Annotated in this window: 25 protein-coding genes; 7 read left to right on the top strand and 18 right to left on the bottom strand. The window is 67.8% G+C overall.

Going from position 1 to position 26,486, the window contains the following annotated elements:
* Positions 1 to 146: 146 nt before the first annotated feature.
* From rpoD to JUB11_RS27320, 4 genes are all read right to left on the bottom strand, one after another.
* Positions 147 to 2,123, bottom strand: a complete 1,977-nt coding sequence (rpoD, locus tag JUB11_RS27335) for an RNA polymerase sigma factor RpoD (RefSeq protein ID WP_207461961.1) — start codon at positions 2,121 to 2,123, stop codon at positions 147 to 149.
* 174 nt (positions 2,124 to 2,297) lie between these two features.
* A complete protein-coding gene (gene dnaG / locus JUB11_RS27330) occupies positions 2,298 to 5,213 on the bottom strand; it encodes a DNA primase (protein ID WP_207461960.1) in 2,916 nt (971 codons plus the stop codon).
* An 84-nt stretch (positions 5,214 to 5,297) separates the two neighbouring features.
* On the bottom strand, positions 5,298 to 5,930 hold the full coding sequence (locus JUB11_RS27325; RefSeq protein WP_207461959.1) for a Uma2 family endonuclease: 633 nt from the start codon (positions 5,928 to 5,930) through the stop codon (positions 5,298 to 5,300).
* A gap of 88 nt (positions 5,931 to 6,018) precedes the next feature.
* On the bottom strand, positions 6,019 to 6,480 hold the full coding sequence (locus JUB11_RS27320; protein WP_207461964.1) for a GatB/YqeY domain-containing protein: 462 nt from the start codon (positions 6,478 to 6,480) through the stop codon (positions 6,019 to 6,021).
* Positions 6,481 to 6,871: 391 nt separating this feature from the next.
* Here JUB11_RS27320 and carA point away from each other — a divergent pair, with 391 nt between their 5' ends.
* On the top strand, positions 6,872 to 8,056 hold the full coding sequence (gene carA / locus JUB11_RS27315) for a glutamine-hydrolyzing carbamoyl-phosphate synthase small subunit (RefSeq protein WP_207461958.1): 1,185 nt from the start codon (positions 6,872 to 6,874) through the stop codon (positions 8,054 to 8,056).
* Between the two features lie 94 nt (positions 8,057 to 8,150).
* Here carA and JUB11_RS27310 read toward each other — a convergent pair whose 3' ends face one another.
* The gene (locus JUB11_RS27310; protein ID WP_207461957.1) at positions 8,151 to 8,438 is read right to left on the bottom strand and encodes a hypothetical protein; all 288 of its coding nucleotides are present in this window, start codon (positions 8,436 to 8,438) and stop codon (positions 8,151 to 8,153) included.
* Between the two features lie 96 nt (positions 8,439 to 8,534).
* Between JUB11_RS27310 and JUB11_RS27305 the strand changes: the two genes are divergently transcribed.
* Positions 8,535 to 8,849 (top strand): HNH endonuclease, encoded by a 315-nt coding sequence (locus tag JUB11_RS27305; RefSeq protein ID WP_207461956.1) that lies wholly within the window; start codon positions 8,535 to 8,537, stop codon positions 8,847 to 8,849.
* 11 nt (positions 8,850 to 8,860) lie between these two features.
* Here the strand turns inward: JUB11_RS27305 and JUB11_RS27300 are convergent, their stop codons facing one another.
* From JUB11_RS27300 to serA, 3 genes are all read right to left on the bottom strand, one after another.
* Positions 8,861 to 9,136, bottom strand: coding sequence for a GNAT family N-acetyltransferase (locus JUB11_RS27300; protein ID WP_207461955.1), 276 nt, complete (start codon positions 9,134 to 9,136; stop codon positions 8,861 to 8,863).
* Between the two features lie 85 nt (positions 9,137 to 9,221).
* Complete coding sequence (locus JUB11_RS27295; RefSeq protein WP_207461954.1) at positions 9,222 to 9,932, bottom strand: hypothetical protein; 711 nt, start codon at positions 9,930 to 9,932, stop codon at positions 9,222 to 9,224.
* A 128-nt stretch (positions 9,933 to 10,060) separates the two neighbouring features.
* On the bottom strand, positions 10,061 to 11,317 hold the full coding sequence (serA, locus tag JUB11_RS27290; RefSeq protein ID WP_207461953.1) for a phosphoglycerate dehydrogenase: 1,257 nt from the start codon (positions 11,315 to 11,317) through the stop codon (positions 10,061 to 10,063).
* A 147-nt stretch (positions 11,318 to 11,464) separates the two neighbouring features.
* Between serA and JUB11_RS27285 the strand changes: the two genes are divergently transcribed.
* Positions 11,465 to 12,670: a lysozyme inhibitor LprI family protein gene (locus JUB11_RS27285; protein ID WP_207461952.1), complete on the top strand. Its 1,206-nt coding sequence runs from the start codon at positions 11,465 to 11,467 to the stop codon at positions 12,668 to 12,670.
* Between the two features lie 20 nt (positions 12,671 to 12,690).
* Positions 12,691 to 13,023: an arsenate reductase (glutaredoxin) gene (gene arsC, locus JUB11_RS27280; protein WP_207461951.1), complete on the top strand. Its 333-nt coding sequence runs from the start codon at positions 12,691 to 12,693 to the stop codon at positions 13,021 to 13,023.
* Between the two features lie 28 nt (positions 13,024 to 13,051).
* Here arsC and JUB11_RS27275 read toward each other — a convergent pair whose 3' ends face one another.
* The 5 genes from JUB11_RS27275 to JUB11_RS33000 all read right to left on the bottom strand — a co-directional run bounded on the left by JUB11_RS27275 (position 13,052) and on the right by JUB11_RS33000 (position 18,603).
* Complete coding sequence (locus JUB11_RS27275) at positions 13,052 to 14,845, bottom strand: ABC transporter transmembrane domain-containing protein (protein ID WP_348771520.1); 1,794 nt, start codon at positions 14,843 to 14,845, stop codon at positions 13,052 to 13,054.
* 183 nt (positions 14,846 to 15,028) lie between these two features.
* The gene (locus JUB11_RS27270) at positions 15,029 to 15,688 is read right to left on the bottom strand and encodes an HAD family phosphatase (RefSeq protein WP_207461949.1); all 660 of its coding nucleotides are present in this window, start codon (positions 15,686 to 15,688) and stop codon (positions 15,029 to 15,031) included.
* A gap of 11 nt (positions 15,689 to 15,699) precedes the next feature.
* Positions 15,700 to 16,443: a DsbA family protein gene (locus JUB11_RS27265; RefSeq protein ID WP_207461948.1), complete on the bottom strand. Its 744-nt coding sequence runs from the start codon at positions 16,441 to 16,443 to the stop codon at positions 15,700 to 15,702.
* Positions 16,444 to 16,538: 95 nt separating this feature from the next.
* The gene (locus JUB11_RS27260) at positions 16,539 to 17,891 is read right to left on the bottom strand and encodes a M48 family metalloprotease (protein WP_348771519.1); all 1,353 of its coding nucleotides are present in this window, start codon (positions 17,889 to 17,891) and stop codon (positions 16,539 to 16,541) included.
* Between the two features lie 145 nt (positions 17,892 to 18,036).
* On the bottom strand, positions 18,037 to 18,603 hold the full coding sequence (locus tag JUB11_RS33000) for a hypothetical protein (protein WP_247887360.1): 567 nt from the start codon (positions 18,601 to 18,603) through the stop codon (positions 18,037 to 18,039).
* A gap of 211 nt (positions 18,604 to 18,814) precedes the next feature.
* Between JUB11_RS33000 and JUB11_RS27255 the strand changes: the two genes are divergently transcribed.
* Complete coding sequence (locus JUB11_RS27255; RefSeq protein ID WP_207461946.1) at positions 18,815 to 19,072, top strand: hypothetical protein; 258 nt, start codon at positions 18,815 to 18,817, stop codon at positions 19,070 to 19,072.
* Between the two features lie 174 nt (positions 19,073 to 19,246).
* Here the strand turns inward: JUB11_RS27255 and JUB11_RS27250 are convergent, their stop codons facing one another.
* The 3 genes from JUB11_RS27250 to JUB11_RS27240 form a co-directional block, all read right to left on the bottom strand.
* Complete coding sequence (locus tag JUB11_RS27250; RefSeq protein WP_207461945.1) at positions 19,247 to 20,770, bottom strand: cellulose binding domain-containing protein; 1,524 nt, start codon at positions 20,768 to 20,770, stop codon at positions 19,247 to 19,249.
* 368 nt (positions 20,771 to 21,138) lie between these two features.
* Complete coding sequence (locus JUB11_RS27245) at positions 21,139 to 21,351, bottom strand: MbcA/ParS/Xre antitoxin family protein (RefSeq protein ID WP_207461944.1); 213 nt, start codon at positions 21,349 to 21,351, stop codon at positions 21,139 to 21,141.
* 343 nt (positions 21,352 to 21,694) lie between these two features.
* Positions 21,695 to 21,874, bottom strand: a complete 180-nt coding sequence (locus tag JUB11_RS27240) for a hypothetical protein (protein WP_207461943.1) — start codon at positions 21,872 to 21,874, stop codon at positions 21,695 to 21,697.
* 245 nt (positions 21,875 to 22,119) lie between these two features.
* Between JUB11_RS27240 and JUB11_RS27235 the strand changes: the two genes are divergently transcribed.
* Both JUB11_RS27235 and JUB11_RS27230 read left to right on the top strand, forming a co-directional pair.
* On the top strand, positions 22,120 to 22,464 hold the full coding sequence (locus tag JUB11_RS27235) for a hypothetical protein (RefSeq protein WP_207461942.1): 345 nt from the start codon (positions 22,120 to 22,122) through the stop codon (positions 22,462 to 22,464).
* A 290-nt stretch (positions 22,465 to 22,754) separates the two neighbouring features.
* Positions 22,755 to 23,921 carry a pyridoxal phosphate-dependent aminotransferase gene (locus tag JUB11_RS27230; RefSeq protein ID WP_207461941.1) on the top strand — a complete coding sequence of 389 codons (1,167 nt, stop codon included), beginning with the start codon at positions 22,755 to 22,757 and terminating at the stop codon, positions 23,919 to 23,921.
* Between the two features lie 60 nt (positions 23,922 to 23,981).
* Here the strand turns inward: JUB11_RS27230 and tenA are convergent, their stop codons facing one another.
* Both tenA and JUB11_RS27220 read right to left on the bottom strand, forming a co-directional pair.
* The gene (tenA, locus tag JUB11_RS27225; protein WP_207461940.1) at positions 23,982 to 24,665 is read right to left on the bottom strand and encodes a thiaminase II; all 684 of its coding nucleotides are present in this window, start codon (positions 24,663 to 24,665) and stop codon (positions 23,982 to 23,984) included.
* 448 nt (positions 24,666 to 25,113) lie between these two features.
* Positions 25,114 to 26,478: a glutamate--cysteine ligase gene (locus tag JUB11_RS27220; RefSeq protein WP_207461939.1), complete on the bottom strand. Its 1,365-nt coding sequence runs from the start codon at positions 26,476 to 26,478 to the stop codon at positions 25,114 to 25,116.
* Between the last annotated feature and the right edge of the window lie 8 nt (positions 26,479 to 26,486).

The raw sequence follows: 26,486 nt of genomic DNA, 5'->3' as shown, positions 1-26,486 counted from the left end.
GCAGTTGCGCTTCACTTCGCTCGCCGTGATCAGCTTACGATGGGACTTGCACCCACAAGAGAACGCCCATGCTGGGCGCACAACGAAAACGGGAGCCCGAAGGCTCCCGTTCCGTAACGTCGCCGCACCCGAAACAGCACCCCGGATCAGGTGTCCAGGAAGCTGCGCAGCTTGCGCGACCGCGAGGGGTGCTTCAGCTTGCGCAGGGCCTTGGCCTCGATCTGGCGGATGCGCTCGCGGGTCACGTTGAACTGCTGGCCGACCTCTTCGAGCGTGTGGTCGGTGTTCATGCCGATGCCGAAGCGCATGCGCAGCACGCGCTCCTCGCGCGGAGTCAGCGAGGCCAGGACGCGGGTGGTCGTCTCGCGCAGGTTCGCCTGGATGGCGGCGTCGAGCGGCAGGACCGCGTTCTTGTCCTCGATGAAATCGCCGAGATGGCTGTCTTCCTCGTCGCCGATCGGCGTTTCGAGGGAGATCGGCTCCTTGGCGATCTTCAGGACCTTGCGGACCTTCTCCAGCGGCATCATCAGCCGCTCCGCCAGCTCTTCCGGGGTCGGCTCGCGGCCGATCTCGTGCAGCATCTGGCGGCTGGTGCGGACCAGCTTGTTGATCGTCTCGATCATATGGACCGGGATGCGGATGGTCCGCGCCTGGTCGGCGATCGAGCGGGTGATGGCCTGGCGGATCCACCAGGTCGCGTAGGTCGAGAACTTGTAGCCGCGCCGGTACTCGAACTTGTCCACGGCCTTCATCAGGCCGATGTTGCCCTCCTGGATCAGGTCCAAGAACTGCAGGCCGCGGTTCGTGTACTTCTTGGCGATGGAGATGACGAGGCGCAGGTTGGCCTCAACCATTTCCTTCTTGGCGCGGCTCGCTTCCTTCTCGCCCTTCTGGACGGTGGAGACGATGCGGCGGAACTCGCCGATGGGCAGGCGGGCCTCGTCCGCGACGCCCGACACGCCCTCGCGGGTCTTGCGCACGTCGTCGCCGTACTTCTCGACGAACTTGCCCCAGGTCTTCGGGTTCAGCCCGCCGACGCGCTCAACCCAGTTCGGGTCCAGCTCATGGCCGAAATAATGGTTCAGGAAGTCCTCGCGCTTGACGCGGCAATCCGTCGCCATGCGCAGAAGCTTGCCCTCGAACCCCGTCAGCCGGCGGTTCAGCGCGTAGAGCTGCTCGACGAGCTGCTCGATGCGCTGGTTGTTCAGCCGCACGGTGTTCATCAGCTCGACCATCTCGGTCTTGAGCTTGTCGTACTTCTTGTCGAGCGCCTTGTCGGTGTCCTCGCCGCGCTGGATCGCGGTCAGGCGGGATTCCTGGAGCTTGTGGAGCTTGTCGTAGGTCGCCTTGATGGTCTCGAAGGTCTCGATGACCTGCGGCTTCAGCGCGGCCTCCATGGCCGAGAGCGACAGGCTGTTCTCGCCGTCCTCGTCGCCTTCCTCCTCGCCCTCGCCCTCGGGGCGCGGCGGGGCCGGCTCGTCGCCTTCCGCGGCCGGGGCCTCGGCTTCCGGCGCCGGGGCGCCCTCGGCCAGCTCCGCCGGGATCTCCTCACCGTCCGGGCCGCCGCCGTAGGTGGCGTCCAGGTCGATGATGTCGCGCAGCAGCATCTTCCCTTCCATGAGGGCGTCGTGCCACTCGAGGATGGCGCGGATGGTCAGGGGCGATTCGCAGATCGCCCCGATCATCATCTCGCGGCCGGCCTCGATGCGCTTGGCGATGGCGATCTCGCCCTCGCGGGACAGCAGCTCGACCGAGCCCATCTCGCGCAGGTACATGCGGACCGGATCGTCGGTACGGCCGATGTCGTCGTCGTCCAGGTTGCCGGACGCCCGTCCCTCGCCGTCGGAACTCGCCTCGGCGTTGGCGGCGTCGTCCTGCTCCTCGGATTCGACGACGTTGATGCCCATCTCCGACAGCATGGCCATCGTGTCTTCGATCTGCTCGGACGAAGACGAATCCTGCGGCAGGGCGGCGTTCAGCTCGTCATAGGTGACGTAGCCGCGCTCCTTGCCGCGGGCGATCATCTTCTTGACGGCAAGCCCCATGCCGTCCATGAGCGGACCGTCACCGGATTCCTCGCGGTTATCCGATACTTCAGCGCTGTTCGCAGCTTTCGTGGCCATGCGATCGATGCCCCCGCATTACCCCATAGAAACAAGAATGGAACGATCCGCCGCGGGCCACGCGCCGTTCGTCCTGTTTATGCCGGTTGGTACCGCCCCGAAACCAAGTGCGGTTCGCGTCCCTGCCCCGCCGGCTTCCGCCCAAACCGGATGTCCGTCGACCGGACCTCCCGCTCAGGCATCGTCGAGGTCATCCTCATCCGTCATACCGGTTCCGGATTTGATGACCTCCTGCCGCAGGGCCAAGACCCGCGCGAAGTTCGCTTCGCTGTTATCACGGGCCAAGGCCGCCTCCGCTTCTCTCAATTCAGCCATCACCTGCCGGTGATGCAGGTGCTGCCATGTTTGCCACCACCCTTCCCTGGCCTCCTCGCGGGAGGCGTCCGGACGGGCAAAGCTACCATGGACATAGGTCGACTCGCTTAGCAAGGAACCGACAATGGTGTCAAAGCCAGCGGATGACAAGTGGCGACAAAGCGCGACGGCGTCAAGTCCCGAGTCTTCCCGGGGGGCATTCACCGCGCCTTGGCGGCCCGTTTCCGCGCCATTTCCGCCACTGCGCGCGGCCATGGCACCGCCGCCCAGCGCTTCCAGCACGGCGCCCCGCAGGTCGTCCATATGCGGATCGGCGAAGGGCACCAGCCCCAGCGGCTCGCCCAGCTCGTCGAACAGGTCCGGGTGGTTGACCAGCACGGCTAGCAGCAGCCGCTCGCGCGCCTGGAACAGATGGCCGGGGCTGCGCCGCCGGTGGCCGGCGGGTGGCGCCGTGCGCATGCCCGGCAGGCCGGGGACATGGCGGCGCGGCGGATCGCCCCGGCGCATGCCGGGCTGCCATTGCGGCTGCCAGGGGGTGCGCTGGCGCGGCGGCGGCGCGAAGGCCTCCGACACGCGGCGGCGCATCTCCGTCAGGTAGAAGGACTGGACGTCGCGGTTGGCGATCTCGGCGACGCGGGCCTCCAGCGCCGCCTTCACCGCCGCCTTGGCTTCCGGCGTGTCGGTGTTGCGCCCCTCCGTCTCCATGCGCCAGACGGCCTCCGACAGCGGAATGGCGGCGTCCAGCACCGCCTGCATGGCGCGGGGGCCCTGGACGCGGATGAGGCTGTCGGGATCCTCGCCCTCCGGCATGAAGGCGACGCGCGCCGTGTGGCCGGGCGCCAGGTGCGGCAGGATGCGCTCGACCGCGCGCCAAGCCGCCCGCCGGCCGGCGTTGTCGCCGTCGAAGCACAGGAAAGGTTCCTTCTCCGCCCCCGGCAGCAGCTTCCACAGGGCCTGCACCTGCGTCTCCGTCAGCGCGGTGCCGAGCGGCGCCACCGCCCCCTCGAAGCCGGCCCGGACCAGGGCGATCACGTCCATGTAGCCTTCGGCGACCAGCACCGGCTGGCCGTCGGCCGCCGCCTGCCGCGCCCGCGACAGGCCATAGAGCAGCGTCCCCTTCTGGAAAAGCGGCGTGTCGGCGGTGTTGATGTATTTCGGCCCGTCGCCCTCCAGGATGCGGCCGCCGAAGGCGACGACCTGCCCGCGCCGGTCGGTCACCGGGAACATCACGCGGTTGCGGAAGAAGCTGCGCGACGGCCCGCCCCCGTCCGGCCAGCGCGTGACGCCGGCCGACACCATGTCCTCCTCGGCATGGCCCTGCTTCAGCAGATGCTGGCGCAGGGCGGCGCCATCGGCCGGCGCGTAACCCAGCCGGAAGCGCGCGATCGATTCCGCGTCCAGCCCGCGCCCCAGCAGATACTCCATCCCGGCGCGCCCGGCGCGCCCGTGGAGCTGCTGCTCGAACCAGCGGCAGGTCTCCTCGACGAGGTCGCCCAGCGTCTTGCGCCGCTCGTAGCGCTGCCGGTCCTCCGGCGTCGCCTGCGGCACCGTCAGCCCGGCCTCCGAGGCCAGCGCCTCCACCGCTTCGGGGAAGGCGAGGTTGTCGTGGCGCATCACGAAACTGATGATGTCGCCGTGCGCCCCACAACCGAAGCAATTGCCGGTCAGGATGTTGTCTTCGATCGCGAAGGCATGCTCGCCGGGAACCTCGGCGCAATAAACCTCCTCTTCCCGGTCGGTTTCCTCCACCGACTGGACCACCCAGCGCAGCCGGTCGAAAGACTTCTCCGCAGCTTCGAAACGCTGCCTTGCGGTATCCCCCAGGAAAAGCGCGGCGTTCATCGTCGAAGTGACGAAGTGAACGCGCGAGATGTCGCAGTCTACGGATGCCAACCCCTGGCGGGTGGCTGTCGTGATGCCGTAAGTGACGATCCCGACGCGCAACGCCGCAGCGCGAACCCATTCCAGGTTCTCCCGCTTGGCACTGTGGAGCATGACGGTGCCGTCCTTCGCCACATGCCCGTCAGCCGCGAGATATCCAGCCAAGAAGCCCAGAAGGTAGGCATCACTGGCACCATCAAGTGACGGCAGCCCCTTCATGTGCCCGAAGGCCTTGCCTCCATAAATGCGGAGGTAAGGTTTCCCCGACTCGGTAAGCCTCGAAACCGGCGTGTGGTCCGGGAACCAACCCGCCAACACCCGATCCTTCTCGCCGTGCAGATGGACATGGCCATAATGACCTTTGTCCACCGAACCGTCTCCGAACACGATCCCGTGGGCGACACCAGCCGGATCGAGGGTCCAGTCCTGCCGGGCTTCGGGCAAAACCGCGTCCAGCCGGTGTCCCGGCCGAAGCCCGGTGGTGAGCACATCGCCTTTCACCCCGCGTACGAACCAGCGGTGTCCGCCGGTCGCATGGACGGTCTTCGACAGGCCATTCCGCGAAAGCGTGATCCGGTGGAGCTTCTGGACGCCATAGCTCTTGAACACCGCCGGGACCCACACGCCACCGCGTGTCAGAATGGTTTGGGTGGTGCCGGCGAGAGTGCCAATGGGACGAACACCATCCCTGAGGATCACCCCCGTTTCGGCCGCCAGGCAATGAAAGAACCCCTTCTGGTCGTTGACGTAGAAGGAGGGGGTCTTCTCGTTGTGGAAGGGGCAGGGAGACTTGTACTCGCGGCCCGCGCGGATCAGGCGCATCCGCTTGCCCACCACGTCCGACAGGGCCAGTCGGACGCGCAGCTCGTCCAGGAATTGGGGCGGGAAGGCCATGAATGGGCGTCACCGGTGACGGGATTGGCCGAGTCCTATAGCAGAACGCGGCCGCCCGCGCCACGGCCCCGCCCGCGCTGCCCCCTATTGCCCGGCGCTGCTCCGGGCGAGGTGAGTGCCCTCGTACAGGTCCGAAAGGGCGACACGGAAACCGATACTCTCCAACACCAGCTCTTCCGTGGCGCCGACCCGGAGGGGCTGCTCAGGCCAATGCCCGTCGTTGCCCCGGCGCAGAAGCTCGGCCGCGATCTCGGTCACGCGGAGCACCAAGATCTCACGGACGGTTGGCAGGCTCGTGTAGGCCCAGACGTTTTGCCCCTGAAATTCAAACAGGGTATCTGCCTCGTTGCTCGGAGAAAGGATCTCGATCAGCAGAACCGGATCCGGCACGGCCCGCAACCCTGGCTGGTCCGGCGCGCAGGAAACGCCGAGGTCGGGGATGCGGAAGTTGTTCTCCGCCCGGACGCGCGGCCGGACACCGGGCGTGGTGATGACGCGGCAGCCGTTCCGGAGGGCGGCGAGGTGGTTGCCGATCAGGCGCGCCGCCGTGCTCTGCACGATCCCGTGCGTCATGCTGGCGGGCGCCATGGCGCGCGGCGCGCCGTCGATCAGCTGGTAGCGCGTCCCGTCCTCGACGGAGCCGGCCCATTCCAGGAACTCGGCGACCGTCATACGGGACGGAATCTCCGGCGGGGCGGGCTTGCGGACGGCGACCATGCGCTGAGATCTCCGGTGCGGCGAGCGGCGCGATCATGCACCGGCCATCCTACACCGGTTTCAGGCCCGGCGCGTTGAAAACGGCGCCTCAGCCGCCGGACAGCTGCTGCTTGACCACGCCGCTGACCTTGGCGAAGTCCATCTGGCCGGCGTGGCGGGCCTTCAGCTCGGCCATGACGCGGCCCATGTCCTTGATGCCCGAGGCGCCGGTCTCGGCGACGGCGGCCTGGACCGCCTGGGCGACCTCCTCCTCCGACATCTGCTTGGGCAGGAAGCCCTCGATGACGGTGATCTCCTCGCGCTCCTGCTCGGCCAGCTCCAGCCGGCCGCCCTGCTCGTACAGGGCGATGGAATCGTTGCGCTGCTTGATCATGGTCTGGAGCATCGAGAGGATCTCCGTCTCGTCGACGCCGTCGGTGACGCCGCGCGAGCGCGCCGCGATGTCGCGGTCCTTCAGGGCGGCCAAGATCAGCCGCACGGTGGACAGGGCGCGCTGGTTCTTCGACCGCATCGCCTCTTTCAGGGCCTCGTTGAGCCGCGTGCGCAGCATGGCTTGGTTCCTCATCAGCATTGCCGGGTTTCCCCAGCGCTTTGCCGGATCTCCCGGCGGTGAAAGGGGCATAGTCCGAATTCGCGGCAAATGTCACGCTCTTCCGGCGGCGGCGCGAACCGCGCCCCAGCATCAGCCCATCGCATTCAACAGCCCGACTATGCAAACAGGCCGCTGGAAATCACGTCACCAATCGTCATATACGGTGGACCGGTTCACCCGTCCGTCATCGACCCGACGCTCCGCCCGCAACACCCCTCGTGAATGGGGGCGCCGGACGGGGCACGATGCCGGGCGGCTTTCGTGTGCCCATGCGGAACGTTGGCGCCGTCGCCGTTCCGCGGGATGGTTGGTTCGACGCCGGCGGCGGCTCTTGTGAAGGTTTTCGAGGATGGCTCAAACGACTTCCCCCGAAGCGCGCCCCGCGGGCGACGGCCTGTACACCGGCGTGCTGGTGCTGAACGACGGCACGGTCTTCAAGGGCCGAGGCATCGGTGCCGTGGGGGACTCGGTCGGTGAGGTGTGCTTCAACACCTCCATGACCGGCTATCAGGAAATCCTGACGGACCCGAGCTACGCCGGCCAGATCATCACCTTCACCTTCCCGCATGTGGGCAACGTCGGCGCCAACACCGAGGACATCGAGACGGTGACCCCGGTGGCGCGCGGCCTGATCCTGCGGGCCGACATCACCGACCCCTCCAACTGGCGCGCCACCCGCCATCTGGACGACTGGCTGAAGAGCTACGGCATGGTCGGGCTGACGGGCATCGACACCCGCCGGCTGACCCGCCGCATCCGCGACCTGGGCGCGCCCAACGGCGTCATCGCCCACGCGCCGGACGGCAAGTTCGACATCGACGCGCTGATCGCCAAGGCCAAGGGCTGGGCCGGGCTGGAGGGCATGGACCTCGCCCGCGAGGTGTCGTGCCGCCAGACCTACAGCTGGAACGAGGCCGGCTGGACCATGGGCCAGGGCTACGCCACCCAGGACAAGCCGCAGTTCCATGTCGTGGCGATGGATTTCGGCGCCAAGCGCAACATCCTGCGCTGCCTCGCCGCCGCGGGCTGCAAGGTCACGGTCGTGCCGGGCGACGCCACGGTCGAGGACGTGATGCGCCACAAGCCCGACGGCATCTTCCTGTCGAACGGCCCCGGCGACCCCGCCGCCACCGGCGAATACGCCGTCCCGACCATCAAGGGGCTGATCGACACCGGCCTGCCGATGTTCGGCATCTGCCTCGGCCACCAGATGCTGTCGCTGGCGCTCGGCGCCAAGACGAAGAAGATGCCGCTCGGCCACCGCGGCGCCAACCACCCGGTGAAGGACCTCGCCACCGGCCGCGTGGAGATCACCAGCCAGAACCACGGCTTCGTGGTGATGGAGGAGACCCTGCCCGCCGACGCCGAGGTGACCCACCAGAGCCTGTTCGACGGCACCAACGAGGGCATCCGCCTTAAGGGCAAGCCGGTCTTCTCCGTGCAGTACCACCCCGAAGCCTCGCCCGGCCCGCAGGACAGCCACTATCTGTTCGACCGCTTCGTCGACCTGATGGCCGGCAAGCCGCTGCCGTAAGCGGCGGAGCTTTCATTCGGCCGAGAAAAGGGGAAGCCTCACGGCTTCCCCTTTTTCTTTCTTCCGTGCCTCGAAGGGCTCCTGATTCGGCGCCTCAGAAGGCCAGCGCCGCCAGCGCCCCGATGGCCACCACGATGATCACGGCGGGAATGGCCATGCCGCCCGCCGACCAGCCCTTCTCCGTGACCGACGGCGTCACCGTGTGATGGAAGGCGTTGCGCTGGGCGCTCTCGGCGGCGAAGCCTCCGTTCGGGGCCTTGGGCGACCGGTCGTCGGTCAGCCCCTCGTGCGGCTTCAGCGTGCGGTCGCGGATGTCGAGCGGCGACCCGCTGGCCACCGACGGGTTGGGAACGCCGGAAATCGGTTGATTGCGGTCTTCCATGCTGACCACCTTTGCGTCGTGCCGTTTGATCCTTGCCCTGCCAACACGCCCGGCGGTGCCGAGGTTCCGGCCGACGGGAACGAGGACATCCGCGCCATGCCGCTTCCGCCCCCGCCCTTGCCACCCTGCCCGCTCTGCGGCCGCCCGCTGGTCGCGGGCGCCAGCGTGAACGAGCATCATCTGGTGCCGCGCACCTACGGCGGCCGGGACACGGTCACGCTGCACCGGATCTGCCATTCGAAGATCCACTCGGTCCTGACCGAACAGGAGCTGCGGGACCATTATCACACGATCGAGAGCCTGCGCGCCCAGCCGGAACTCGCGTCCTTCATCCGCTGGGTGGCGCGCAAGCCGCCGGAATTCACCGACGGCCACCATGGCGGCCCGGCGAAAAGACGGAAGAAGCGGTAAGGCGGCAAGGCTCAGGCCAGAAGGTCGTGGTACTGTTCGTGGCGACGGATCCACATGGCGGCGTAGCCGCAGATCGGCACGACCTTCAGCCCCTCCGCCCGCGCCGTCTCCATCACCCCCTCCATCAGCCGTCCGGCGGCCCCGGTGCCGCGCAGGGAGGGCGGCGCCTCCACATGGGGGATGTAGAGGGTCGAGGCGTCGCGCCGGTAGTCGGCGAAGACGATCTTGCCGTCGACCTCCAGCTCGTAGCGGCTCTTGGCCGGATTGTCCTTCACCGCGCTGGACATGGCTTCACCTCCTGTCGCTTCCCCTCCGAGTTCGCCCTTCCAACAGCCCTTCCGCGCGAACGGCACGGGGAACAGGAAGGGGCGGTCAGCCGCGCCGGCTCTTCTCGGGCAGGTACTTGGAAACCTCGCCGCCGCAGGACTGGCTGACGCGGTCGTATTCGGCGACCGTGTCCACCTTGGCCTGGGCGCGGTCGCGCTTCTGGCCGAACTCCTGGAACAGGCGGCGCATCTCGGCCTCGAGAGGCTTGCGGACCGCCGCCAGCACCTGCTCCTGAGAACGGGCGCGCACGGTCCCGATTCGGGCCGCGGCGGCCTCAAGCCGGCGTTCGAGCGTCGGGCCGAACTCCTTCAGCAGCTTTTCGTCCGTGGCGATGTGCTTCATCTCGTGCTCCAGCACCTCGCCATGGATGCAGGATCCCTTGGGCAGCTCGCGCGCCACCAGAACGGTCCGCTCCTGGAAGCCGAAGGTCACGTCCAGGGACTGGAGGGCGCCGCACACGGTCCCGCCGGGCATCGGCTGGAACAGGGCGCCGATCTTCGAGCTTTCGCCGTAGCGGGCCTGTGTCAGGCCCAGGACATGGCCGTGGGCGGATCCGGCCGGCCCCGGCTTGCGTCCGGGCATCCGCGCGAGCTGGGCCAGGGACTTTCCGTCGTCGCGCCGGATCGGCGCCATCTGATAGTCGATGGTCACCTTGGGCCGTCCGAAGCTCGGGCAGGAGGCGCGGCCGCCCGACTGGGCCGCCGCCGGGTCCGGCGCCAGGACGGGCCCGAGCGTGCAAAAGAAGAGCGCATACACGAAAGCTCCCGCCGCGGGACGCGACGGGAGCCATCGGGGAAACGGCACGGAAGGGTCGTTCATGGCGATGATATCGGGGCGCCCGCAACCCGGCGCAAGTGGCCCCCGGGCGCAGGCGGTCCGGCGGTTCAGCCGCAGTTGCCGACCGTGTCCGGGTACAGGAGGCGGGTCTTCAGCGTGCCCTGAATGCCGCGCAGCTCGGCGATCAGCTCCGTCTCGTCCACCTCGCCGTCCACGTCCACGACGACGTAGCCCAGCTCCGGATCGGTCTGGAGATACTGGCCGGCGATGTTCAGGTCGCGCGCCGAGAAGACCTCGTTCAGCTTGCGCAGCACGCCCGGCACGTTCTGGTGCACGTGCAGGAAGCGCTTGCAGCCGCCGTTCACCGGCAGGGCCACCTGCGGGAAGTTCACCGCCCCCATGGTGGAGCCGCTGTCCGAATACTCGATCAGCTTCTGCGCCACCTCGGTGCCGATGTTGGCCTGGGCCTCCATCGTCGAGCCGCCGATGTGCGGGGTGAGGATCGTGTTGGGCAGGCCGCGCAGTTCGCTCATGAACTCCTCGGCGTCGGAGCCCGGCTCGACCGGGAAGACGTCGATCGCGGCACCGATGAGGTGCTTGTCCCGCAGGGCCGATGCCAGGGCCGGGATATCCACCACCTGGCCGCGCGCCGCGTTGATGAGGAAGGAGCCCTTCTTCATGGCGCGGATCTGCGACGGGCCGATCAGGTTGCGGGTCTGCGGCGTGTCCGGAACGTGCAGGGTGACCACGTCGGAGATCGACAGCAGTTCCTCCAGCGAGCCGCAGGGCATCGCGTTGCCGAGCGCCAGCTTCTTCTGCGTGTCGTAGTAGCGGACCTTCATGCCCATGGATTCGGCCAGGATCGACACCTGCGTGCCGATGTGGCCGTAGCCGACGATGCCCAGCGTCTTGCCGCGGATCTCGTAGGAGTCCTTGGCCGACTTCATCCAGCCGCCGCCATGCACGAGGTTCGATTTGTCGAAGATGCCACGCATCAGCATGATGATCTCGCCGATCACCAGCTCCGCCACCGAACGGGTGTTCGAATAGGGCGCGTTGAAGACCGGGATGCCCAGGCGGCGCGCCGCCTTCAGGTCCACCTGGTTGGTGCCGATGCAGAAGCAGCCGACGCTGAACAGGCGCGTGGCGGATTCCAGCACCTTCGCCGTCAGGTGGGTGCGCGACCGGATACCCAGCATGTGGACCGAGCCGATGCGCTCCAGAAGCTCCGCCTCGTCCAGCGCGTGGGGCAGCCGCTCCACCGTGGCGTAGCCGTCGGCGGCCAGCGCCTCGACCGCGTTGTTGTGGATGCCTTCAAGCAGAAGGATCGAAATCTTTTCCTTGGAAAGCGAGAGCTTGGTCAAGGCGGCACCCGTTCGCTGGCGGTGGTCATGCTGTCCGGCCGGAAGCCCGCCCCGGCCTCTGCTCCTCGTTCGGGCGGCCGGATCGGGCTTTGGTCATAAATCGAGCGCGCAAACTAATCCCTACGGCCTTACTTGTCACGTGGCCGAGTGACGCAGGCCGCGCAGCCCTCCGCCCGCGGAGGCGCATGGCCCACCGCGCGTAAAACGTGTATCTGTTACCAAAGCCCATCCGAACGGGACGGGCACGGCGTGGAGAGGAATGTCATGGTGAAACCGAGGCCGGCCGCCTTGAAGGGACTGTTGATCGGCGCCGCATTGGCGGCCCTCCTCACGGGGCGCGAGGCCGGAGCGGCCAGCTTCGATTGCGCCAAGGCGCAGAATCTGGACGAAAAGCTCATCTGCGCGGACTTCGACCTGTCCGATGCCGACGAACGGCTGGCCGATTCCTACCGGCGCGTGCTGAAAGGCGTGGACGAGGCACAGCTCGGCACGGCCGTGCGCGACCGTTTGCGGCGTGAGCAGCGTGGTTGGGTGGCACAGCGGAACCGCCAATGCGGCCTTGCGGAAACGCCGAGACCCAACGCGTCCGCCCGCTCCGCGATGACAACCTGTCTCAAGGAGCGGACCCTGGCCCGCAAGGCCGTGCTCGACCGGCTGCAGGAAGGGTTGCCGGTCAGCGCGCTGGTCGAGAACCGTTCGATCAAGGACCGGCAGGAAAAGGACGGCTACGAGATCGACGTGACCTATCCGGTGCTGGACGCCGGTGTTCGAGGTGCAGCCGCCTTCAACGAAGCCGTGGAAAAGATGGTGAAACCCTCCATCGAAGGTTTCCGCACATCGTCCGCCGAAGCCGAGGCGGAGGAAGACCCCGAATTCCGGACGGAGCAGCTCTCGTCGCTGAGCATCGATCATCAGGTGACGTTTGCGTCGTCGAGGCTTCTGTCGGCACAATTCGACTTTTACGATTTCCCCGCGGGCGCCGCTCACGGCACGCCGCACACGTCCACGCTTCACGTCGATCTCGCCCGCGGCAAGGTCCTGACGGCGGACGACGTCTTCAAGGCGGGGTCCGGCTGGCAGAAGGCGGTTCTCGACCACTGCATCGCCGACCTTCGCCGCCAGGCGAGGGAGACGGATTTCGAGTTCCTCGACGGACCGACGCCGGCCGCCGACGGTGTCGCGACATCCGTCGAGGATCTGGGCATGTGGCGGCTGGAAGCCGACCGCGCCGTCATCCTCTTCGTTCCCTACCAGCTCGCGGCCTATGCCGTCGGTTCGCTGGAGGTGCCGGTGAGCTACGCGCTTCTGCGTCCCTACCTGAAGGCGGACGGCCCGCTTCCGCCGCAACGCTGACTCAATCGAAGGCGTCCCCCATGCCCGAACAGCCCGTTTCCGACGTCACCATCTATCATAACCCACGCTGCGCCAAGTCGCGCCAGACGCTGGAGCTGCTGCGCGCGCGGGGCATCGAGCCGGCGATCGTGGAGTATCTGAAGACCCCGCCAACGGCCGGCGAGTTGGCGGCGGTCGTGGAAAAGCTCGGTGTGGGTCCGCGCGACGTCCTGCGCGGCAAGGAGGCGGCCGAGGCCGGGATCGCGGGGCTGGAGGGCGAGGCCCTGCTGGAGGCCCTGGCCGCCAACCCGGCGGCGCTGGAACGGCCCATCGTCGTGCGCGGCGACCGCGCCCGCATCGGCCGGCCACCCTAGAACGTTCTGGAGATCCTGTAGGGTTTCCCTACTCCGCCGCGCGGTCGAACTGGAGCGCCGCGAGGCGGGCGTAGAGGCCTCCCTGGCGGACGAGGTCGGCGTGGCGGCCGGTGGCTACGATCCGCCCCTTGTCCATCACCACGATGCGGTCGGCGTTCATCACCGTCGACAGCCGGTGGGCGATGATCAGGGTGGTTCGCTGCTTCATGAGCCGCTCCAGCGCGTTCTGAACCATCTGCTCGCTCTCGGCGTCCAGCGCGCTGGTCGCCTCGTCCAGAAGCAGCACCGGCGGGTTGCGCAGGATGGCCCGCGCGATGGCGATGCGCTGGCGCTGGCCGCCGGACAGCCGCACGCCCTTCTCGCCGAGGAAGGTGCCGAAGCCTTCCGGCAGCGCCTCGATGAAGTCGAGCGCATAGGCCGCGCGGGCGGCCTCGCGCACCTCCTCGTCGCTGGCGCCGGGCCGGCCGTAGCGGATGTTCTCCATCGCGTCGGCGGAAAAGATCACCGGGTCCTGGGACACGAGGCCGACGCGGCTGCGAACCGCGACGGGATCGGCCTCGCGGATGTCCACCCCGTCGAGCCGGATGGCCCCGGACTGCGGGTCGTAGAAGCGCAGCAGGAGCTGGAACACCGTGGTCTTGCCGGCGCCCGAGGGGCCGACGAGCGCCACCGTCTCGCCGGGCGCCACGTCGAGCGTGAACTCCTCCAGCGCCGCGTCGTCGGGCCGCGCCGGGTAGAGGAAGCGCACGCCCGCGAAGGAGAGCTCGCCCCGCGCCGGCTCCGGCAGGGCCACCGGCCGCGCCGGCGTGCGGATGTCGGGCTGGCGGGACAGCAGCTCGAACAGCCGTTCCGTGGCTCCGGCGGCGCGCTGGAGATCGCCGATCACCTCGCTGATGGCGCCGACCGAGCCGGCGACGACGACCGAATAGATGACGAAGGCCGACAGCTCGCCCGCCGACAGCCGCCCGGCCAGCACGTCGTGGCCGCCGATCCACAGGATCGTGCCGACCGCGCCGAACACCAGCACGATGACGATCACCGTGAGGATCGCGCGCACCCGCACGCGCCGGACCGCGACGTCGAAGGCCTCCTCGACCCGTCCGCCGAAGCGGGCGCGGTCGATGGCCTCGTGGGTGAAGGCCTGCATGGTGCGGATGCCGCCCAGCGTCTCCTCCACGAAGGAGCCGACCTCGGCCACCTTGTCCTGGCTCTCGCGCGACAGCGCGCGCACCCGCCGGCCGAACAGCACGATCGGCGCGACGACCAGCGGCACCACCAGGAACACCAGCCCCGTCATCTTCGGCGAGGTGTAGAGCAGCATCGCCGAGCCGCCCAGGAACAGCAGGAAATTGCGCAGGGCCACCGAGACGGAGGAGCCGACCACCACCTGGAGCACGGTCGTGTCGGTGGTCAGGCGCGACAGGATCTCGCCGGTCTTGGTCGTCTCGAAGAAGCCCGGCGAGAGGGTCAGCACATGGTCGTAGACGGCGCGGCGGATGTCGGCCACGACCCGCTCGCCGATCCAGCTCACCAGATAGAAGCGCCCGAAGGTGGAGGCCGCCATCAGCACGATCACGGCGAGCAGCACGAGCAGCGCGCGGTCAAGCAGCGCCGCGTCGCCCGCCGCGAAGCCGTGGTCCACCAGCACCCGCATGCCCTGCCCCATGCCCAGCACGGTGGCCGCGGCGACGGTCAGCGCCAGCATCGCCCCGCCGATCTGCAGCCGGTAGGGCTTCAGGAAGGGCCAGAGCTGCGCAAGCGGACGCAGGTCGCGGCGGCGCCCGCCCGCAGCCGCGTCGCCGGCCCCATGGCCGGGTGCCACGGCTTCCGGGCTCGATTCTGCTGTGGAGGAGCTGCGACGCACGGCTGACCTCGGCTTTCGGACAGGCGCCGGGAAAGGCGCCATGGGAAACAAGCCAGCCATATAAAGCGGCGCGGAGCCCCGAACAAGGAAAAGGGTCCCGCTGCGCGGAATGGCCGCGCCGAGGCCGGCCCAAGGACGGCCTCACAGCAGGCCCAGGGCCTCCATCTCCGCGCGCAGCGGGCCGGCGCCGGTGAAGTGGTGGGCGTTCATGCCCAGCGACCGCGCCGCCTCGACGTTGGCCGGGCTGTCGTCGATGAAATAGGTGTCGGACGGGTCCAGCCCGTGCCGGTCGAGCAGGACGCGGAAGATGGCCGGATCCGGCTTGATCAGCTTCACCTCCCCCGACACCACCACATCGTCGAAGAGGGTCAGGAAATCGAAGCGCTTGCGCGACAGCTCCAGCTTCTCCACCGAGAAGTTGGTGATGGCGTAGACGGTGCGCCCCCGCCGCTTCAGCTCCATAAGGATCTCGGGCGTGCCCTCCACCGGGCCGGGCACCATCTCCTCCCAGCGCTCGTGATAGGCGCGGATCAGCTCGGAGCAATAGGGGTGCTCGGCGGCCAGCAAGGCGACCGCCTCCTCCCAGCTCCGCCCGCGGTCCTGCTCCAGGTTCCAGTCCATGGTGCAGACGTTGGCGAGAAAATCCTCCATCAGATCCTCGTCGCCGTCGAACAGGTCGCGGTAGAGGTGGCGCGGATCCCATTGAATCAGCACCTGCCCGATGTCGAAGACGACGATGGATGGCCTGGCGGAAGGCTGGGCGGAAGGCTGGGCGGAAGGCACGGCGTCCGGGGCGGTCATGGCGTGCGCCCTCAGCCCTTGCGGGCCGTGGCGACAAGGCTCTTCATGTCGTCCAGCTTGATGGCGCCGGGCACCAGCTCGTCGCCGATGACGAAGGCCGGCGTGCCGCGGATGCCCAGCTCCTCGGCAAGCTGCTGGTTCTTGGCGATGGCGCCCGTGACCTCGGCGCTCTCCATGTCCTTCTTCAGCCGGTCGGTGTCGAGCCCCACCGACTTGGCCAGCCGCATGATGACGCCCTCGTCGAGCTGGCCGCGCTGGCTCATCAGTGCGTTGTGGAACTCCAGGTACTTGCCCTGGGCGCGCGAGGCCAGCGCCGCCTTCGAGGCAACGACCGAGGCCGGCCCGAGGATCGGGAATTCCTTGAAGACGAAGCGCAGCTTGCCATCGCCCTTGATCAGCTGCTCGACGTCGGCCTGCACCGCCTTGCAGTAGCCGCACTGGTAGTCGAAGAACTCCACCACGGTGACGTCGCCCCTGGGGTTGCCCGCGACCGGAGCGGCCGGATCGTTGATCAGCGCGTCCCGGTTGGCGGCGAGCGACTCCTTCGCGCGTTCGGCCTCGGCGGCCTTCTCGCGCGCCTGAAGCGCGCCGACCGCCTCCAGGATGATCTGCGGGTTCTTCATCAGGTAGTCGCGCACGACCCCCTCGATGGCCTGGCGCTGGGCGTCGTCCATCGCCGGCTGCGCCCCCACGGCCGGAGCGGCCGCCGCCAGGGCCGCGGACAGGAGAAGGGTGGCGGGGCGGAAGCGGGACATGGGGACAACTCTCCGGATCAGGGGAAGGCTACTCTGGACCGCGGCGGCGGCGCGGGCAAGCGCAACCCTCGGCAGCAGGTCGGGTGCGGCGGGAATCACTTGCCGGGGCCGCCGGTCAGGCCGCGGATGTCCTGGGCGCGGATCCAGCCGGGGGAACCGGCGGGCAGCAGCTTTTCCGCCCGCTCGGCCTGGGCGCGCGCCATCGGCTTGTCGCCGCGCGCGAGCGCCTCCTCGGCGGTGGCATAGGCGACCATGCCGTCGTTGCCCTTCAGGCTCCAGGCCCGCGCCATCAGCCGCCACAGGAAGGCGGAGCCCTGCGACTTGGAGGCGACCTGGAGGTTGCGCAACGCCTCGTTGGCCAGGCTCCGGTCGTTCTGCTCCAGCAGGGCATGGGCGAGCGACACGCGGATGGCACCGGCATCCGGCTGAAGCTCGATCGCCTTGCGGTAGGGGGCCACGGCCTGGGTGGCGCGGCCGGTCTGGAGCATCAGGTCGCCCTTCATCTCGTGCAGGAAGGCGTTCCTCGGCTCCTGCGCGATCAGCCCGTCGACGAGCGGCTGGGCCTGCCGAACCTCGCCGCGCCGGAAGAAGGCGTAGGCCCGGCCGTAGCGCGCCTCCGCCGACGGATCGTCGGCGCGGTAGCGGCGCAACGTGCCCAGCGGGTCGAGATAGCCGCGCAGCTTCGCCTGGAGGCGGTGAAGACTCTCGTTCCAGGCGGCCGGGATCGGCCGGTCGGCGGCCCGGGAATTGGCGATGAAGGCACGCACCGTGTTCATGCGCTCGCGCGTCATGGGGTGGGTGCGGCCATAGGCGACGTCCCGCTCCGTCACCAGCGGCTCGTCCGCGCCCAGCTTTTCCAGGAAGGCCAGCATCGGGCGGGCGGAGATGCCCGCCTGGTCCAGATAGGACAGGCCCGCCTGGTCGGCCGAGGATTCCTGGCCGCGCGAGAAGGCCATGAAGTTGCGCTCGGCCATCTGCTGGCCCAGCATGATGCCGGCCCCGGCGGCACCGCCGTTTCCGGCGGCGATGCCGCCGATGATGCCGATGCCCATGCCGATCAGGGAGGAGAGAAAGGCGCTGTCCATGGCCTCGGCGCCGCGCACCAGATGGCCGCCGGCGATGTGGCCGGTCTCGTGGGCGATGACGCCGATCAGCTGGCCCGCGTCCTCGGTGGCGAGCAGAAGGCCGGTGTGCAGGAAGATGTTCTGCCCGCCGGCGACGAAGGCGTTCACCTGCGGGTCGTTGACCAGCACGATGTTCACGGCCTCCGGCGCGATGCCCGCCGCCTCGAACACCGGCCGGGCGAGGTCGCGGATGACATGTTCGGTTTCCGCGTCGCTGAGGAACTGCATCGCACGCTGGCGCTGTGCTGCGGCGGGGGCCGTCCACGACACCGCCAGGACGGCGAGGATGGCGACGACCGAGACCAGCCTGTTGGGCTTGCGCACCGTTTGACCTCCGGGAACCGCGACCGACGGGGCGACCTTCGCCCACCGGCATAGCGTTACCGGCTGAATCTGGCAACGGTTGGGCGCGAATGCCAGGGCACCGCCGGCGGCCCGGCTTGCGGAGCCGGGTGCCGGCCGTCCCGCTTCAGAGCACGGCGTAGCGGCTCGGCCGGTCCGCGTCGCCGGGCTGAAGGAACAGGATGACCGCCGACACCGACGTTCCCTCCGCGCAGGGCAGGAACAGCCGCTCCAGCGTGCCGCGCGGACCGGCCAGACCCGGCTCCTGCTTGCCGGAGCGGAAAAAGCCGGGAATGGACGGACCCGCGCCGGGGAAGCCCGAGCCGGAAACAGAGCCATGGGGCACGACGGAGTGGATGGGGCGGCGCCGCGATTGGACCTCATCCAGATAGCGCACCAGCGACACGTATTCCTGCCGGCCGAGCACGCTGATCGCCGAGGCGCCGGCGACGTTGCCGCCGAAACACCGTTGCGCCACTTCGCCCACGAAATGGAAGCTGAATTCCTGCGCCCGGAAATCGGTCCGGACCAGCGCGACGCGGTCGAGCCAGGGGTCCAGCGCCTTGAAGCCGACCTCCTCGAAGCTCGGCAGGGGCCGGCCGGCGCGGCGCCTCTCCCACAGGGCGAGCAGACGCGACGCATCCTCGGACGGCCAGTTCCCCGCATCCTTGGTCATGAGCGACATGACGGACATGCATTCCTCCCGGAAGGCTATTCTTGAACTGTCGCGGACCCATGGATGGTTGCAGAAACAATCAGCTGATTAAACAATGCGAAGGTCCGAATCCCCTAACCGCTTCGGCCTATGCGGCTTGAAGGCGGGGAAAGACAAAGCCGCGGACGGGCGCCTGTGATCCGGAACAGACGCCGTGCTCGTAAAGTCGGGAACAAGCCAGGAGGGTGCCATGACCAGCTTTGCCGCGATCGTTCTCGTCTGCCTGTCCGGGGTGGAGGCATCCGCCTGCACACGGGAAACCGCTGTCGAGGTGCGGGTGGTGGAGGTGGCGAACGAGCTGGGCTGCACCTCCGGCTGGCAGGAGATCTTCGCCCGCGCGCCACAGGCAGGGCATGTGGGCAAGTCCACTTACCTGAAGACCTTGTGCGAACGCATCCGCCCGCAAGCGATTCCGGGGGCGGAGGATGCCGCGCGGCCAGCACGCTGACGGCGGGGCACGCGCGCAAAAAAGAACCGCTCCGTTGGTGAGACCGGAGCGGTTGGGAGGCTTAACCGGAACAACTGTGAAGCAAGGGGATGTTAGCGCGGTTCGGCGGCGGGCGGGAATGAGACGTTAGTACCGGCACGATGCCCCGCTCCCCGTCCCCCGACGTCATCCGTCTCACACCAGCCAGAGTGAATTTTCCAATTCCGCCACGCTCCGTTCACCGGTGTAGCCGGTCGCCGTGAAGCTGAAGGTCGCGGTCTGGCCCATGGACAGCCGCCCGTTCGCACCCCCGTCGTCGATGTCGTAGACATAGCCTCCGGGGCCGCCGGTCGTGCCGCCGATCTGTGCGCCCCAGATGCCGTCGATCCGATGATCGCTGTGCAGGAAGAAGTCCCAGTCGGTGATGTCCTCGTTCGCCGTCACCGTGACCTCGCCGCGGAAGCCGCCCCACCAGCTGCCGGTCACGTCGATGTCCACCGACACCTCCTCACCGGGCGGCGGAGGTGGGGGCGGGGGCGGGGGTGGAGGGGGTGGCGGAGGGGGTGGCGGAGGCGGCGGGGATGTCGCCGTCCCCTCCTCGGCGACCGACAGGGTCGGCAGGATCTGTGCCGCCGTCTGCACGCCGTTGTAGCCGGTCGTGGCGTTGAAGATGATGTTGAAGGACTGGCCGGCATAGAGCGTTTCGTTCCAGTCCACGCCTTCGATGGTGTAGCTGTTTGTGCCGTTCTGGCTCGTCTGGCCGGTCAGTTCGGCGTTCCAGACGCCGTCGACCGTCGCCGCGCTGCGCAGGACGACGTCCCAGTCGGACACGGTTTCGGTCGCGGTGACGGTGATCTGGCCCTGGAAGCCGCCCCACCAGGTCTGCGTCACCTGAAGGGACGTCGTGATCGGGTCTCCATCAGGCGGAGGCGGAGGCGGAGGCGGGGGTGGTGGCGGCGGAGGCGGCGGCGTGCCGCCGGTCTCCAGATCGACCTCCAGCCGGTTCACGGTCAGCGATCCCTGGCCGGCCGTGACCTCCGCGCCGACCTCGACGGCCATGAGATAGTGGTCGGCGTTCAGGATGCCCTGCGCCGTGAGGTCGTCCAGGATGGTGTCCAGGTCGATCGTGCCGGCGAGTTCATTCTGGCTGTACTGGTAGACGGTGTATTCCCAGGTGACCCCACCATTGCCGTGCTCGTCCTTGTGCCGGATGATGCCGGAGCCATTCGTGTCCTGGAAGCTGCCGGTGGTCGAGCCGGCGGGTGCGAAATAGCCGGAATGGACCCAGACCATCACCTCGTCGGTGATGGCGCTGCTTCCGCCCGCCGGATCCTGGCTGATCCAGAAGCTGAAGGACACATTGTAGAGCCGCTGGTTGCCAGTGATGGCGAAGTCGTAGGTGATGTCGAGATCCTCGATCCCGCCGAGCCGCGTGGGAAAATCAGCGGTCGAGGACGGCGCGGAGTTCCAGGGGCTGGCGCCGTGGATCAGTTCCGGATAGGCCCGGACCGGATAGTTGTTCCAGGTCAGCGGCCGGCTCGAATCATATGGCCAGTTCCAGCTGATGACCGTTCCGTTGGGGAAGCTGTTCTCGTCCCCGGTGATCGTCTGCGTGTAATCCCGGCCGTTCACGTAGGAACCGGGGTTCCAGACATTGTTCGACGCAACCCAGCTGTTGTTGCGGAAGACCCCGGTCGGACTGGTGACTGTAAACGCCAAGGCGCCCCCTCCCCTTTATGGAATTTTCGGTGCACGACGGACACCGGAAACAAGGAGCAAGGGGGGATGGGCACTGATTCGCACCCGAGTCATCGGGGTTAGAGTAAAGGTTCCATGGACTTTCCTTCACCGGAGGATCGGCGGAGGCTTTTCCACCTTTCGAAGGGGTAGGTCTGACCACCGGGAAGGGTGCGGATGTTTGAACCGGGTGTTTCCGGAGCGGGGACCGGAAGGCCTCGGCGGCGTCCGTCAGGCCCGGTCGAGCGGAGAAACGAAAACCGTCCGGGGGATGGAACCCGGACGGTCAAGAGCGGCAAGCCGGGCCGTTCGGCGGCTTGCAAGGTGAAGCGGCGTTCCGCGGCTTGCCGTCAGGAGGCCCGCTGGGTCGTGCGCTCCATCGCTTCCAACGACTGGCGCACATGGGCCAGTCCGTTGTCCCAATCGTCGCTGATCAAATCGCGCGGCGACCGGTTGCGGAATGCCGGATTGGGCTGGTGCAACCAGGCCTTGCCGCGCCCACGGCCCCCGAACAGCTTTTCGGCGGTGTGTACGATGTCCGCCGGGATATCATCAATCCGCATCTAGACCTCCCTTGAGTCTTCACTCAAACGGTTGAGTTCTTTTCGCGGGAAGATAACACAATGGCGCCTTAGTGCCGCCTGCGGCGAAGACTTACAGCTTCATAGATAGGAGCATCGGCCAAGCGGCTAGCCGTTCCGCCGAGTGATATGGATTTGGGCAGAGTGCACGAAAAGCAACCACCCAGGCGATCATGCCTGGGCGGCCAAGTTTGCAACTGAAATGCCCCAAGTGAAGCGTAACGATGGTATCGCGCGCTTGCGTGACCGGAAATAAGACGATGGTACCGCCGGACCGGGACAGGCACGGGCGCTTCGCGGGCTCGGCTGGTCAGCCGTCAGGGCCTCAGGGCCGGGGAAACGCGCGTTGGCGCCGCTCCCGCAGGTCATCGAGGTGCCGCCGCAGCGCCCCCCTAAATCCCGGATTCGTGGCGTCCGCCAGATAGCCTTCCAGGATGGAGATGAAGCGGTCCAGCCTCTGTGGGGAAAGCTGGCTGTCCTGTATCGTTCCGTCGCTCTGGAGCATGCTCGTTGAACCCTCCGGCCTGATGCCGCCCGATGGTGGCCCTCCGTCGTTCGCCTGAACGCCGATACCGGATGAACGCTTCAGCCTCCGGTCTCATTCCATGCCTGTCGCCGCTCACCCCGGATCCGGAAAGGGTTCCTGCCGCTTCCATGCACAATTTTTCGTGAGGCGGTCAGGACGTTTCCGTTCGCCGCGTGTTCTCCCCCACACATTGCGAAACCCTGGCCTGTAATGGAGACACCGTCATGTTAACACGCACCCTTCTCATCCTGGGCACCTGCGCGGCCCTGTCGGCCTGTGGCAGCATGGGCGGCAGCGACACGACCAGCTCGACCAGCGGCGCCGGCACCTACGGAACGACCGGGACCTACGGCACGTCCGGCACCTATGGCAGCAGCGGCACCGGGTCCTCGGGCACCATGGGCACCCGTCAGGGGAACATGGCCGACAGCCAGCGGGCGGACGACCAGGTTCTGACGCCCAACACGCCGGCCGACACCATCCACAATTCGGACACGCGCGTCGACACCAACCGCGGTGGCTACAGCGGCACCATGGGCGGCAACGGCGGCTCCGGCGGCAGCCAGTAAGATATTGAATGGCGCCCGCCCGCACGGAATGTCCGGATGGGCGCCGCACCAAATGACGGGCAAAAAGAAACCGCCCCGGCATGGCGGCCGGAGCGGCGTAAGTTCAACGTTCGGGATGCTTTAACCCGAACATCTTATGACGGAAATTTGCCTAAAGGTTGAGGCAAATTGCGGTTATTGCGCCGGTCGCGGCGGGGCCGATAGGGGCGGAGCCATTCCGAGGTCGCAGTGGTCCCGACAGCGGCACGCGGGTATGAATGGACCGTCTGAAACCAGCCCGAACAAACGCGATGCCTCCCCATAGCTTCCCTCCCCTGAAAGTCTCCAAGCGCGGGGCGATCCCGCCCTTCTTCGTCATGGAAGTCATGCGCGCCGCCGCCGAGCGCGAGGCCGCCGGGCTGGAGGTGCTGCACATGGAGGTGGGGCAGCCCTCCAGCGGCGCGCCGAAGGGCGTGCTGGAGGCAGCACACGCGGGGCTGGACTCGGACGTGCTGGGCTACACCGCGGCTCTCGGCATCCCGCCCCTGCGCGCCGCCATCGCGCGCTGGTACCGCGACCGCTACAGCGTCGATGTGCCGGAACGGCAGGTGGTGGTCACCACCGGCTCCTCGGGCGCGTTCCAGCTCGGCTTCCTGGCCGCCTTCGATCCGGGCGACCGGGTCGCCATGGCCTCCCCCAGCTACCCGGCCTACCGCCACACGCTGACCGCCATCGGGGTCGAGCCGGTGGAGCTGCCGACCGGGCCGGAGCACCGGTTCCAGCCGACCATCGAACTGCTGGAGGCGCTGGAAGAGCCCATCCAGGGGCTGATCGTCGCCAGCCCCGCCAACCCGACCGGCACGATGCTGAGCCGGGCGGAGCTGACCGAGCTGTCGGACTGGTGCGCGGCCAATGGCGTCCGGCTGGTGTCGGACGAGATCTACCACGGCCTGACCTATGGGCAGGAGGCCGTCACCGCCGCGGAGATCAATCCGGGCGCGCTGGTGGTCAACAGCTTTTCCAAATACTTCTCGATGACCGGCTGGCGGCTCGGCTGGATGGTGGTGCCGGAGGATCTGATGCGCTCGGTCGAGAGCCTGGCGCAGAATCTCTTCATCTCGGCCCCGTCGCTGAGCCAGGCCGCCGCCGTGGCCGCCTTCGACTGCGTGGAAGAGTTGGAGGGCCACATCGCCCGCTACGCCCGCAACCGCAAGCTCCTGCTGGAAGAGTTGCCCAAGGCCGGCTTCGACAAGCTCGCCCCGGCCGACGGCGCCTTCTACATCTACGCCGACGTGTCGGCCATGACCGACGACAGCGAAGCCTTCTGCCGGCGCATTCTGGCGGAGACGGGCATCGCCTGCACCCCCGGCATCGATTTCGACCCGGCGCGCGGCCATCATTTCGTCCGCTTCAGCTTCGCCGGTTCGGAGGAAACCATCGCCGAAGTGGCCCGCCGGCTGATCGCCTGGAAGAGGTAAAAGGAAAGGGCGGCACCGGAACGGCGCCGCCCTTTCCTGATCAACTCTGTATCGACGTCCTCAATCGGCCAGCGTCAGGCCCATCTCCCAAAAGTCCGCTTCCAGGCGGCAGGCCTGGCGGAAGATGGTGAGGAGTTGGGGGAAGCGGGCCTCGGTCATGCTGCGGGCGGCGAGCTGGTCGATGTTGGCGCGGGCGGCGGCGCTCACCTCCTGATAAGCGGCACCGGCGTATTCGCCGATCCAGACCCGGTAGGGGTTGCTCTCGGCCATGGCGCCGGGCAGCGCCGCGACGCGCCGGGCGATCTCGCCGTAGCCGATCACGCAGGGCGCCAGCGCCACATGCAGGTCCAGCAGGTCGCCGCGCAGGCCCGTCTCCAGCACATAGCGCGTGTAGGCCATGGTGGCCTTGGATTCGGGCGCCCGCTCCAGCTCCTCGGGGCTCAGCCCCCAGCCCTCGCAGAGCCCGACATGCAGGTCCATCTCGACATCCAGGATGGCCTTCAGCCCGGCGTGGGCGGCGCGCATGTCGGCGAGCGACTGGCCCTTGTAGACGGCCAGCGCATAGGCGCGGGCGAAATGGATCAGGAACAGGTAGTCCTGCACCAGATAATGCCGGAAGGCGGCCTGCGGCAGCGTGCCGTCCGCCATCCCGCGCACGAAGGCGTGGTCGGTGTAGGCCGTCCACTCCCGCTCCCCGGCGCCGATCAGCCGCCCGATCAGCCCGCTCCCCTGCTCCGCCGCCATGGTTCTCTCCCGAAACCGTTTTTTACGTCATCGGCTATGCCGTCGGACAGCAAGTTACGGAAGGCAAACCACTCCTCCGTCATCCCCGCGAAAGCGGGGATCCAGACGCCCGCAAAGCGATCCCTTGAGACGTTCCTGGACACCCGCTCTCGCGCTATGGGATGTACATATCTCTAAAGCAGTTTATTCATGGCAAACAACCACTTACCCGTCACCCCCCGCGAAAGCCGGGGTCCAGGATTCTTCCACAGCGTTCGCTCTGAGGCGTTCTGGATCCCCGCTTTCGCGGGGATGACGGGAAGGGGCTGCTTACAGCACGTTACTGCTTGTCGAGATATATTCACTCCGTAGCGCGTTCCCGGGGGTGACGGGTTCGTGACTGCTTTGCCGTTGCGTGCAGCCCTGGCCTTCTTTGGGTGCGGCATCCCGCCTGCAAGGGCGGGTCTGCTCAGTAAGCGTATTCCTTGAACACCGGATCGACGCTGCCCTGCCAGGGACCGTTGAACTTGGCCAGCATCTCGTCGGCCTGGGTCTGGCCGGACTCGGCGATGACCGTCAGCGTGTCGAGGAAGTGGCTCTCGTCGTCGCCCCAGTTGTCGTTGCGGGCGCGGCGCTTCAGGCCGGCGCGGGCGATGGACAGAACCTCCAGCGCCACCTCGCGCACGGTGCGGTCGCGGAACGGCGCGCGCAGGCCGTGGCGGGGCACCCCATTGCGCAGGCTGGCGCGCTCTTCCGTCGTCCAGTCCTTGACGAGATCCCAGGCGGCGTCCAGCGCCCCGCCGTCGTAGAGCAGTCCGGTCCACAGCGCCGGCAGGGCGCAGAGGCGCCGCCAGGAGCCGCCGTCGGCCCCGCGCATCTCCAGGTACTTCTTCAGCCGCACCTCGGGGAAGGCCGTGGTCAGGTGGTCGGCCCAGTCGGTGATCAGCGGCCGCTCGCCCGGCCGGGCCGGCAGCTTGCCGTCCAGGAAATCGCGGAAGGACTGGCCGGACGCGTCGATGTAGGTGCCGTCGCGGTAGACGAAGTACATCGGCACGTCGAGCATGTAGTCCACGTAGCGCTCGAACCCGAAGCCGTCCTCGAACACGAAGGGCAGGTCGCCCGTGCGGTCGGGGTCGGTGTCGGTCCAGATGTGGCTGCGGAAGCTCTGGAAGCCGTTCGGCTTGCCTTCCGTGAAGGGCGAGTTGGCGAAGAGCGCGGTCGCGATGGGCTGGAGCGCCAGGCTGACCCGGAACTTCTTCACCATGTCCGCCTCGGACCCGAAATCCAGGTTCACCTGGACGGTGCAGGTCCGAGTCATCATGTCGAGGCCGAGAGTGCCGCGCTTGGGCATGTAGTCCCGCATGATGCGGTAGCGGCCCTTGGGCATCCAGGGGATCTCGTCGCGGGTCCATTTCGGCTGGAAGCCGAGGCCCATCATGGCGATGCCCAGCTCGTTGCCGATCTCCTTCACCTGATGCAGGTGGCGGTGCACCTCGGCGCAGGTCTGGTGCAGGGTTTCCAGCGGCGCGCCCGACAGCTCCACCTGCCCGCCCGGCTCCAGCGTGATGTTCGCCATGCCCTGGGTCAGCGCGATGATCCGGCCGTTCTCCTCGACCGGGGTCCAGTCGAAGCGTTTCAGGCGCGTCAGCAGCTCGCCGATGCCGTCCGGCCCCTCGTAGGGCAGGGTCCGAAGGTCGGAGACGCGGTAGGCGAATTTCTCGTGCTCGGTCCCGATGCGCCAATCCGCAGACGGCTTGCAGCCGGATTCGAGGTAGGTGACGAGCTGACGGCGGTCGGTGATCGGTTCACCGCGCGAAGTCGGGGGTGCGGACATGATGGCTC

The sequence above is a fragment of the Azospirillum sp. SYSU D00513 genome, from assembly GCF_017356015.1.
Lineage (GTDB): Bacteria > Pseudomonadota > Alphaproteobacteria > Azospirillales > Azospirillaceae > Azospirillum.
The sequence above is the reverse complement of the archived record's forward strand: the minus strand, read 5'-3'. Positions and strand labels throughout refer to the sequence as shown.